The 11,760-nt window shown below is 28.1% G+C and carries 10 protein-coding genes; all 10 read right to left on the reverse strand.

Annotated features, from left to right (window positions below; genetic code table 11):
• Nucleotides 1-13 precede the first annotated feature (13 nt).
• On the reverse strand, nucleotides 14-589 hold the full coding sequence (locus ABEG11_RS07300; RefSeq protein WP_348823527.1) for an acyltransferase: 576 nt from the start codon (nucleotides 587-589) through the stop codon (nucleotides 14-16).
• Complete coding sequence (locus ABEG11_RS07305; RefSeq protein WP_348823528.1) at nucleotides 589-1,776, reverse strand: glycosyltransferase family 4 protein; 1,188 nt, start codon at nucleotides 1,774-1,776, stop codon at nucleotides 589-591. Before ABEG11_RS07305 ends, ABEG11_RS07300 begins: the two co-directional genes overlap by 1 nt.
• 64 nt (nucleotides 1,777-1,840) lie before the next feature.
• Nucleotides 1,841-2,887 carry an acyltransferase family protein gene (locus tag ABEG11_RS07310; protein WP_348823529.1) on the reverse strand — a complete coding sequence of 349 codons (1,047 nt, stop codon included), beginning with the start codon at nucleotides 2,885-2,887 and terminating at the stop codon, nucleotides 1,841-1,843.
• Entirely contained in the window at nucleotides 2,865-4,034 is a 1,170-nt protein-coding gene (locus ABEG11_RS07315; protein WP_348823530.1) for a right-handed parallel beta-helix repeat-containing protein, read from the reverse strand. The genes ABEG11_RS07310 and ABEG11_RS07315 overlap by 23 nt, the downstream gene beginning before the upstream one ends.
• An 11-nt stretch (nucleotides 4,035-4,045) precedes the next feature.
• The gene (locus tag ABEG11_RS07320) at nucleotides 4,046-5,131 is read right to left on the reverse strand and encodes a hypothetical protein (protein ID WP_348823531.1); all 1,086 of its coding nucleotides are present in this window, start codon (nucleotides 5,129-5,131) and stop codon (nucleotides 4,046-4,048) included.
• A 382-nt stretch (nucleotides 5,132-5,513) separates the two neighbouring features.
• The gene (locus ABEG11_RS07325; RefSeq protein WP_348823532.1) at nucleotides 5,514-6,665 is read right to left on the reverse strand and encodes a glycosyltransferase; all 1,152 of its coding nucleotides are present in this window, start codon (nucleotides 6,663-6,665) and stop codon (nucleotides 5,514-5,516) included.
• Entirely contained in the window at nucleotides 6,662-7,765 is a 1,104-nt protein-coding gene (locus tag ABEG11_RS07330; protein ID WP_348823533.1) for a polysaccharide pyruvyl transferase family protein, read from the reverse strand. Before ABEG11_RS07330 ends, ABEG11_RS07325 begins: the two co-directional genes overlap by 4 nt.
• 4 nt (nucleotides 7,766-7,769) lie before the next feature.
• Nucleotides 7,770-9,167 carry a lipopolysaccharide biosynthesis protein gene (locus ABEG11_RS07335; protein WP_348823534.1) on the reverse strand — a complete coding sequence of 466 codons (1,398 nt, stop codon included), beginning with the start codon at nucleotides 9,165-9,167 and terminating at the stop codon, nucleotides 7,770-7,772.
• Nucleotides 9,167-10,186: an NAD-dependent epimerase/dehydratase family protein gene (locus tag ABEG11_RS07340; RefSeq protein WP_348823535.1), complete on the reverse strand. Its 1,020-nt coding sequence runs from the start codon at nucleotides 10,184-10,186 to the stop codon at nucleotides 9,167-9,169. Before ABEG11_RS07340 ends, ABEG11_RS07335 begins: the two co-directional genes overlap by 1 nt.
• 493 nt (nucleotides 10,187-10,679) lie before the next feature.
• Nucleotides 10,680-11,753, reverse strand: coding sequence for a Wzz/FepE/Etk N-terminal domain-containing protein (locus tag ABEG11_RS07345; RefSeq protein ID WP_348823536.1), 1,074 nt, complete (start codon nucleotides 11,751-11,753; stop codon nucleotides 10,680-10,682).
• Nucleotides 11,754-11,760 lie beyond the last annotated feature (7 nt).

Genomic DNA, 11,760 nt, shown 5'->3' on the forward strand with positions numbered 1-11,760 from the left:
CTTTATACTTGTTTTACTCTCTTTTATTATTTACTAAGTCCATTTTAGTAAATAATGTTGCTTTACCCTCTGTGTTTTCTTTAATTAATTTAGCTGGGACTCCTCCATAAATTACATTATCAGGAATATCTTTCACAACAGATGCATTTGCTGCAACAATACTTCCTTTTCCGATTTTTGTGTTGCATTTTATAGACGAATGAGACGCAATCCAAGTTCCTTTCCCGATATGAACCTGACCTGATATACTCCCTCCAAATCGGACTGAATTATTTTTAAAAACATGCTGAAGAGTACTAATAATAACATAAGGAGCCAAAACAACTTCATCTTCAATTGTTAATCCACCCAATGCATTATACCATCCTCCCTTAGCAATGTAAACATCATTTCCAATATATAGATTAAAAGAATTTAAAAGCGTAACATCTCTACCTATCTGAAGGTTTTTGCCACATTTTTTTATAAAAAACTTTGCTAAAAAACCTCTGATTTTAAAAGAAATTTTATTATCTGGCAGCCAGGATGTTAATAAAAAAACCAACCATAAAGGTAATGTATATCTAATTTGCAAATATAATTCAGACATTATTTTCTAAATTTATTAATCTCATTTCTAAAAAAATCTTTTCTCCTTTGTTGTAAGACTTCTTCAATGTATTCACAAGCCTTATCTATATTTTGTTTTGATATTGTCTCCCAATTTTCTCTCGAATTGTATATATTCACAATATCAAAACTTAATTTTCTCCAATCTCCGGGCTTATGTAAAAACGAATCGCGTAATAATTCAGGTATTCCAGCTGCCGAAGATCCTAAAGCTAATCTTCCTCTACTCATTGCTTCAATAACTACTCTTGGAAGGCCTTCTTGTTTTGATGGATGAATATACAAATCAATTTGGTCTAAAAAAGGAAGAATACCCTCTTCACCTGCTTTTAAAGTACCTACAATTTCAACTTTATCTTCAATCTTTAATTTTTTGGCAAGATTTAGAACCCATTGTGAATCTCCAGTGCCAACTAAATAAAGTTTTACATTTGGAATCTGTTTTTTATCACTAATTTTTTTCAATGCCCTTAATGCTTCTAAGTGGCCTTTATATTTAACATGAAAAGAACCAATTAAGCCTATTCTAAATTCTCCTTCATTTTGAGAAGTTGTTCTATAAAAAGTTTCTGCGATTTCAGGATTGATTACATTCTCAATTCTTACATTCGATATTGCAATGCTTTTGCCTTTTGTAGGATATCTACTTTGTAGAAACTCTTTAGTTACGTATACACAAGCAGGAGATTTATTTGCTACAGATTTGAGCTTCCACCATTCGAAAGGAGCCATTAATTTTGCCGTTATCTTTCCATAATTCCAATAAGCATCCCACGGACAGGCAACTATTTCCAATATGTAAGGCTTTTTGATATCCTCACAGACTGATTGTGCTAAATATCCTAAAGTGCTTGGCACTCTAATTATTGCAAAATCAACTTCCTGAATAATCTTTTTAAGTTTTTCTTTTACAATATTTTGTTTGATAAATCTGTCTTTCCCTGATTTTAAATCATCAATTAAACGAAACACAACATTCTCTGCAGAAGAAACGATCAGCTTATTTGGCAGCTTATCCGTTTTTCTTCCTACCACTGTTAACCAATCAAAAATTGCTAAATATCGATTCCATAATTTGTAATCAAAAACACCACCTGAACCATCGTAAACCAAATTCTCTTGTTCATTCAAAACAAAGTAATGATCATGTATAAAAACTGCTTTCATATTATTATTTCATCATTTATTAAAATTCTCCAATAAATGATAATCGTTTAAATTATTAAAAAATCTATTTTATTCGTTTTCTAAACCAATTAAGTATTGGTTTATCTATCATTTCAAATATCAGAATACTACCTATACAGACAACAACAAAAGCAATAATTAATTTAAAAAACTCGATTAAAAAAAAATCAGATTTACCAATAGTAGATGGATACACAAGTCTCGTTAAGAAAAAAACCATAAAAGGATGAAATAAATACATTGCATAACTTGCATCCCCTAGTTTTAGCCCTAATTTTATAAAAACATTTTCTTCATTGATATAATTTTCCAAAACTAAAAATGCATTTACAAATAGCAAGGCTGGGATACCTCTGGAAATATTACGCCCTAAAAAAGAAAATTCATGTGTTAAATCATTAAAAATCATAAAAACTAATGACAAAACCCCTAAAATCAATGCTGCATAAGTAAATACTAGTGTTTGTTTTGATTTATAAAGTTCCCAAAAATAATATAGTATTAATCCAAAAATAAATTCCGGCAAAAGTCCTTTTTTATAAAAATTTAATACATACAAATTTGTATTTGTAAAATAAAGACTTAGCAAAAAAAGGCCAATTAAACTACCGCAAGCTATTACTAAAAATTTTTTATTTTTAATAAAAACAATACAAACAAACATGACAAAATAAAAAAACATTTCATTGTTTAATGTCCAGCCTAAAGATAAAATTGGCCCACTGCTATTAATTCTATAAGGAATATAAAAAATGGATTTAAGAACTGCTTCTCCGTTAACCACTACATTTTTAAACCATTCAGGTTTAAAAAGAGCCAACGATAATGTAAACGCAGTTGCTATATAATAAAGTGGTGCAATACGTACAATTCTTTTTAGCATGAAATTATGAGTGTTTTTATTTACCATATATGCGATAATAAAACCACTAATTATAAAAAAAATATCTACCCCAAAACCACCCGTATCTAAACCATAAAAATTATAGTGGCTAAAAACTACACCCAAAGCTGCTACTGTTCGTAATAATTGAATACTTTTTATCAAAACTTTTTTGTTATGTAAATTAATTAATATCGATTTTGGCATTACTTTTTAAGCCACTACTTACTTTTGCTGATTTTTTTATTTTGGAAACGCTTAAATTTTCTCCATTTTTACTCTTAGATTTTAATCCTTGAATTGAAATTTGAGGCGCGAGAGACTGATTAGGTTCAACAACTAAAGTACCATAGCTATTTTTATCCCATTGAGGATTTATTATAGAAATTTTACCCTCAATAGGAGTTATTGTACTTGAAGGGTACAAATCCTTATATCCCGCTATACGCAAACCAGTTGCAGACAAAAGATCTTTATGATTTTCAATAACTACATTAATTTTCTTGCTTTTATCTTTTCCAATATCCTTTAACATCAAATCAATACCACGTGCCCCATTATTGTAGGTATTTGTATTTACAATTTTAACATTATCAACTTCACCCGGTTCAATATCTATTCCTGCTTTTGGAAAGGTACCGATACTATTGGCAAATAATGAATTATATACATTAATTCCATCTACAGCTACAATAGATAATCCATTTCTTCTGCAATAATCTACAGACGTATTATATATATTCACATTTTCTGATGGCTCCAACAATTTAGCTTTTTTTCCCTTTTCCCGAATCCAGATTTGACCAACATAAATGCCATCTCCCCAGCATTTTTCTATTTTAGAATTTAGTATTTTAACATTTTTACTGCTCCTAATCGCAATACCCATACCCCATTCACCAGTAGTTCCTAGATGCATTTCTCGATCACCTATAATGTGAGCATTATTAATAATTATATTTTCAACCTGATGAAGTCTCAACATTTCATACGTTTCTTTACTGCTAGGTTTTAAAACCAATACCGAATTATCTTGAAAATTAACAGTAGAATTACTTTCAATATCCAAACCTGCATCATTAATTAAGACTGGAAAATTAGGGAATATAGTTTTTTTGTGTTCTTTTAGACCTTTTTGCAAAAATTCAGTATAATCAACAGTTGCATCAGTAACATAATTTTTAGGAAGACTATTTGTTAAATCATAAAATTCATCTTTAGTATTAATGGTGTTCAGTAAAACAGAGCCAAAATTGTATTTATCTGGAACCATGAATTCAGGAATAGGGCTGTACTTAATTTGCGAATGACAACTTGCAAATATCAACAAAAATAAAAAGCTTAAATTTTTCATATTTATTTATTTTAAAATCCTTTTATAGCAAAATATGCCGAATAGATTGTAATAAAAAAAAGTGTAATCCAATTAACAATTTTTTTTCGAATAGCACTATCTATTTTTTCATAGAAAATCATCGCAACAACAAACATTACAGGAAATACACAGTATATCCGTCTTGTATTAATAGAGGAACTTGAAAGCAACAATAATAAAATTGCAATTCCAAATAAAATAAGTAATTCAACTTTTACAATTTTATATAATTTACGATAAAATCCATATATTAAAAAACCCCATATATAAATCCATACTATCGCAGCAATACTTTCCATAAAACGCCATGGAGTGTAATATCCTTCCTGTGTATGTTTAACTTTTACCAAATTACTGCCTTCTATAAACCAGCCACGCCAGAATGGAACAGCAGGTGCAATCTGCCCATTAATCATCATCAAAGTTTGTTTAATTCCTGGAGGTAAATTAGCAAAAGCCGCACCAAATGATACTTCCTTTCGCTCTACCCTCTCCGTTTGATTTTGATATGCCTCGGTATTTTCATCATATTTAGCAATCAATAATGGAAATAAAACAGAAAAAACGAGTACGACAGCAGTACCACCAATAATAATGAATGTCCTGTTTTTTTTAGTAACAATAAAAATATGAGTAACCAAAAAAGTAATAAAAAAAAGTGCATGTTCAATTCTAAAACCTATTAACAAAATCATTATAAAAAATAACTTTAAAAGAACATATTTTTTTTCTTTATGATACACAATTAAATAACTCCCTAGTGTATATAGAAAATAGACATGAGGATCCCTGTTAAATACAACAGAGTATATACACACAAAAGAAAAAACAGCAAAAAATAATGTATAAGTATACGCTTTTTCTTTATTAATATATTTTTTTAGCATTAAATAAATATAAGGCATCGAAAATGCCCCTAAAAAAACACTTTGAAGCTTTTGCACCAATATATTATTTTCATCCGTTAACTGAGAAAGATACGCAGCAAAAATAGAAATGAAATTAAATAACTTATATCGTAGAACAGCAGTTTCTACAGTATTGAACTTATCCCAAACATCTTCAAGAGAATTCATTTTGAAATTAGAGTTTTCCCAAAATTTCATCGAATCAACCATCATAAAAAAATCAATCTGAGGATTCTTTACATATATAAAATTCGTAATATACATGTAAATAGAATAGAAGCAGTAAGTAAAAATAAAAATAGAAAACAATACCCGATTTTCATTTTTATGTCTAAAAGTCAAAAATGTAAAAACTAATAAAAGACATAGAACCCAAAAAATCAAATAGGAATACCATCCTTCATATATAGAGTAAAAAAAGGTAAGACAAATGCCTATTAAAACGGTGAGTCCACGTGAATTTTGATAACTACATGTCATTAATTAAATATTTATGATTTCAATATAGAGCAAAATCTATTTTGTTATTTTCATTTTTAAATAAATAATTTTAATCCTTATTTAAGCAAATGTTGTAAAGCATAACTATGTCATTTACCATACTCTCAACAGAAAAATTCTTGGCAAACTGATAGGCTATTTCTTTTTTTTCCAACAACTCTTTTGTTTCAAACTCATTAATCATTTTTTTTATTTTTGATAATGCATCTGATTTAGTTTTTAAATCAAAAAAATAGTCATGATAAACACAATTTACGGCTTCATAATGTGGGGTAATATCTGAAGCAACTATCGGCAGCCTCATATATTGTGCTTCAATCAAAACATTTCCAAATCCTTCATATAATGAAGGAAACAAAAACATATCTGAAACTTCCATATATGGCTTTATATTAGTCTCCATACCAGTCATATAGATATAATCTTCTAATTCTAATTCGTTTATTTTTTTTTGAATCAGTGAAAATAATTCACCAGTACCTAATAAAATTAATTTATAATTATTCCTTTTAGGATTTAAATCATTAAACACTTCGATTAAAAAAGAATGATTTTTTTGTTCTTTAAAACTACCAATATGTATAAAAACCTTTGAAGAAATATTTTTAAAAACTTTCAATCGATTAATTTTTTCTGCGTCTAATTCTACTGTATCGTCCAACTTAGAAAAATCAATACCATTTGATACTACATAATATTTGTCTGGAAATCTCTCCCAATTCTGGGTGTAATACTTTAAATTGGCATTAGAGTGCCCAATGATTTTTTCTGAATTTTTAATAGATAAATATTTATGCAAGTTTAGATACATCTTTCTAATAGCCTTAAGTCCAAACTTCTTTTCCCATGTCAATTTAAACATAGCTTTTTGATTATGGACAGAAATAAAAAAAGGAACAGAATTGAGTTTACAAATAATTGCAAAAAAACCAGAATTATGACTGTATTGACTATGGACTATGTCATAATATTTTTTCTTTAAAATTTTATTTAAAGAATAAGCCTCATAAAGAGGGTTTCCCTTTCTTTCAAAATCAATAAGATTTACTCCAGCCTCAATAAACGATTTATCTAATTCTCCACCAACCTTACATAAAATATCAATTTTTACACCTTGAACATTATAATATGGTATAGAAGAAAGCAACATGTTTTCAATCCCTCCCATATTCAAACCGCTTGCGATAATTAAAACTCTCATTCTGATTTAAAAAATGTATTCAAATTATTAAAAACTGCCTCTTTAAAAATTATTGGGCTTTTGTTTGATTCAATATACTCCTTAACAAAGGAGCTTAATTTTTTTGACGTTAAAAATGCTTCAACCGTACAATTTTGATTCATTCCTAAAATTAATGCATGCATTCTACCTGAATATACGAAAGATGCATTATAAAAGATTTGATTTAAATCACTTAAACTATTTGCATTGAGTAATGGTATATCTAACCCATAATTTGCTTTCAAATATTCTTGAAAATTAATAGATTCAATACTGTCTGTTTGAGTTGTATAGAACAGACCAACATCATAACCTAATGAAATTAAATTTTGAATCTTCTCAACCCAACTATTATAAAATGAATCTATAGTAATTTTATCTTTATTATGTTTCACATTATATTCATGAAAACTAAAAATACCAACTAATGCTAAATTATTTTTAATCTTGTCTTCCTCAACAAACAAATAAAATGCCACATCTGGAATAACTTCTGATACGACCTGAAATTTTTCACTTAAAACCTGTTTTGAAAATTCATCTCTAACCCATATTTTAACTGCTTTTTTTAAAGCCCTTTTATATAAGAAAAATTCGAAAAAATTAAACTTGGCAGCTACACCAATTCCAACGAAACAAAGCTTAACAGACTTATTTGTATATTTAGCCCAAGTAAAAGCAGCGATAGAAAATAAACTTGGAGAAATTCTATCAGAAGAGTTTATCAATTGTCCTCCACCAATAATAACATAATGGTATTCGTTACTTTTAATTCTCTCTTTAATTAAATTTTTATTTTTAAAATACCATTTAAGAACAGCTAAATAATTTTTAAAAATTAATCCTAAATTTAAAATAATATTATTTTTCCACTTTAATCTTAGTTGTATTAATCTTGATGTTTTTTTTGAACTATTTAAATAATAATAATTGGGGCAACTTGTAATTAATGGTTTTGAATAATAATAAAAATCAACTTCATAACCCAGATCTACAAATAATTTCAACATACTTTTTTTAATTGCCTGATCACCTAAATTATCACTAAAACCTTCATTTACAATTAAAATTTTCTTCATAATATTATTTGGTTACTATTTTTTTATAAATTTTAACAAATATTTCTTTATTCATAATTAATGCTAAAATTAAAGATATTACCATTAAAATATAATTTATCCAATATATATTCAAAAGAAGCATTAAAGAAAAACAGATACATAAAATGGTCATCCAAAATAGTTTCAGGTAATTAACCTTAACAAAGAAAAAATTTTTTGTTTGTCTAACCCGAATAAAAAACATAATAAAAAAGCTAACAAAAGTTCCTAATGCCGGAGCATATAGCCCTATTTTCTTCATTAACATAAAGCTAATTATTATATTAATCATTCCTCCCATAACACTGGAAATGAAAACTCCTTTGGTGTTTTTTTCTCTCAAAAAAGCCGCTCCAAAATATCCAGAAAAAGCTGAATAAGCTACGCCTATATATAAAAAAGGCATGTATTTATATGAATCATAATATTTATTATCTATTAAATGAGTTACTAAAAATTGTGATGTTGCAATAAAAAACAAAGCCATCGATAATTCAAAATTAACATATCGATCAAATACCTTTGTATCATATAAATGCTTATCCTTTTCTTTAGTCGCAATAGTATGATCCTGCCAAGCAAGAATAAAAACAGAATTAAAAAGAGTCAATATAGTAGGAAATCTACTTGAAACCGCATAAATACCATTATATTCTGCAGAAAGAAAATATAAAATTATAAATTTATCAGATGCATTGATTAACCACCAGCTTATCATATTAGGGACTAAAGGCAAAGAAAATCTCAGCATCTCTTTAATTTTAAATAAATTTAATTCGACCCACAAAATATACTTCCAAATCTTAACTCGAAAAGCAATAAAGAAAATAGTTGTTGAATTTGCTATAATTAATGCTATAAATAATGACTCCAATTTTAATTTGAAAAACACTAAAAAAGTCACATTCAATACTAAAATCAAAAAAGCATTTATTAAGCTAGTGATAGAATACAATTTTGTTCTTCCAAGACCTCTCAAAATACATTGAAAAAAAGGCATGAAAGAATAGGTAATTATCAGAATAGGAAAGTATTTTGTAAGATGAAGCTTTAAATAAGCTGCTAAGAGATAATAAAACAAATTAAATATAATTACTCCAATAGTAATTATTGCAAAGCCATTTGAAATAATCTTTCTTTTATAATGAAAATCATCTTTTTCACATGTTAGAAGCCATCTATATACTGCATCAGACACTTGCAAAGTTATTATTGGAACTAATACACTAAGAGACGATACTACTAAATCATATGTACCAAGATCAGATAAATTCAAATAGAATGAAAAAAAAGGCAATAAAAGAAAAGTTAATATTTTAGACCCAAAATTTCCTATAGTGTAAATTAAAGTATTTTTTAGTAAGTTTTTAGACTGGCTCATTATTTTTTATATCTTTTGTACCATTCTACAAATTTACTTACCCCTTCTTTCAATTCTGTACTTGGCTTATAACTAGTTAACAATTCTAATTTTGACGTATCTGCATAAGTAACTTTTACATCTCCAGGCTGCATCGGATACATTTCTAGTTTAGCATCAATACCAATGGATTTTTCCATTGTCCTGATAAAATCCATTAACTGGATGGGTTTTGAATTTCCAATATTAAAAAGATTATAGTAAGGCTGAGTATTGTGCTGGTTAGGTGCTTTTTCAATTACTTTTACAATGCCTTTAACTATATCCCCTACATAAGTAAAATCACGCAACATATCGCCACCATTAAAAACTTTTATAGCAGTTCCTGTATAAATTGCATCAGCAAAAAGCATTGGTGACATATCTGGCCTTCCATAAGAGCCATAAACCGTAAAAAATCGTAATCCTGTTGTAGGTATTTGATATAAATGGCTATATGTATGTGCCATCAGTTCATTACTTTTTTTAGTAGCAGCATATAGACTTACTGGAAAATCAACTTTATCATCTTCTGAAAAAGGAATCTTAGCATTCATTCCATAAACAGAAGAACTTGAAGCATACACTAAATGCTCTATTTTATATTTTCTTGAACACTCAAGAATATTGACAAAACCTACTACATTAGACTGGATATAAGCATGCGGGTTTTCTAAGGAATAACGAACCCCAGCTTGAGCAGCTAAATTAACAATATGAGTGAAATTTTCTTGGGCAAATAAATTCTCTAAGCTTTTTAAATCGATTATATCAATTTTGGCAAATTTAAAATTTTCATAACTTACGCTATTACTTGATTTTCCTTCCTCAGAAATTGATTCTCTGTTGATTCCTAATTCATGTAAACGGTCATATTTTAAATTAACTTCATAATAATCATTAATATTATCAATACCTATAACATTGATACCTTTTACAAGTAAGTCTTTAACCAAATGAAATCCAATAAATCCAGCGGCGCCAGTAACCAATATTTTCATATTAATAATTTTGATTTTATAAATAGTTATATATTTAAGTTTTAATTATAAACTTGTCTAAATGATTATTAGATAAAAACTTATATTTTAGATAATAACCTATTTGTAGATTCATTTTCAGCGACTTCAAACTACTTGAAGAAACGATAATTTCTTGAATTACAATATAATTCGATGCCTTATTCTTACAATATTCTCACCCAGTAATTTTATGTCACAACATACATTTCTTATAATTTTACGCAAATCTTATTTCTAGCATACTATATAATCTCATTGGCATACTTACAGCCACTAAGCTGAATATAATACTCTATAGTGTTGTGTTACCTACTTTTTTTTTAAAAAGACATGTGAATGGTAATGGTAGAAATCTGTTTATCAGATAATCACATTGACTTTTGGTTTCTTCAAATATCTTTATATCACTGAACTAGCAAATCAGAAGAGCTTAAAGCTATTGTTTTCATAGTATCTTTTAACTAACAAACCTTTAATTATAAAGCAGGAATTTAAATTTTCTTTTTATAATTAAAAATAAAATCATCAGAAACTCTGCTACAACAAATCCAAGAACAATTCCTTTTACTTTACTAATATATTCTTTTTGTAATGGTAAAATTGGCCTGTCAACAACCTGAATTAAAGGAGTATCATTTCGCAAAGTAACTTTAGACAGCTCAAATTGCTTAACCAATTCAGCTAAGATAGCCGAATTTGCCTGTACATCTACTTGACGTTTGGCTGAAGGAGCACGTCTTACATTAAGAGCTGGATTTAACATAAAAGTATTATCATTAGCAACAGCAACACCTGTAATGGCACTATTGAGTTCAGCTCGAATTGAATCCGTCTGTCTACTTAGGCTCTCCATATTTATACGTGCCTTTTTACTTTTTGTATCTACATAAAACCTGCCTACTTGTTTTGCTAATGATTCACAAAAATACAAAGAAAACATCTCATTTGTTGAAGAAACATCCATTGAAATAATACCTACTTTTTGATCCTTTTGTTCAACTGACAAAGATTTGTCTGAGAGATTTTTATAAATCTCACCCAAAATACTATCATGTACTCTTGTAAAATATTTCCTCTTCGTATTGGGTAAAAATTGTATTTTTTTTAATTTAGAATCATTATCCCAGTTATCCCTCCAATTATTTTCCTGTATATACATCTCCGCTAATGAAATCACTTTTTCATTAACTTTAACTGGTGTCATCAAAGTTTTTTCAACCATAGTCCGAGATTTGAACAACTGGGTCAAATTAGCACTCGAAAATATTCCTCCACCACTGGCGCCAAGATTTATTCCAAAAGAACTAGCTATACCCAAAGCACCACCTAAACCTCCACCCGATTTTTCATCCTCAAGAGCAAATGATAAAGTAGCTGTATATATTGGTTTTTTTATGCATGAATAGGTATAACCTAAACTTGCTCCTATCACACCAACCAATACAATAATTTTCCATTCTGAAAACAAATAAGAAAATAGCTCCTTTGCTTTTTTAAATATTTCATTTAATGAAATTTCTTCATTAACTTCAGTTATATTGTCCATACTAAAA

Origin of the sequence: Flavobacterium aestuarii (assembly GCF_040049115.1) — a bacterium.
Lineage (GTDB): Bacteria > Bacteroidota > Bacteroidia > Flavobacteriales > Flavobacteriaceae > Flavobacterium > Flavobacterium aestuarii.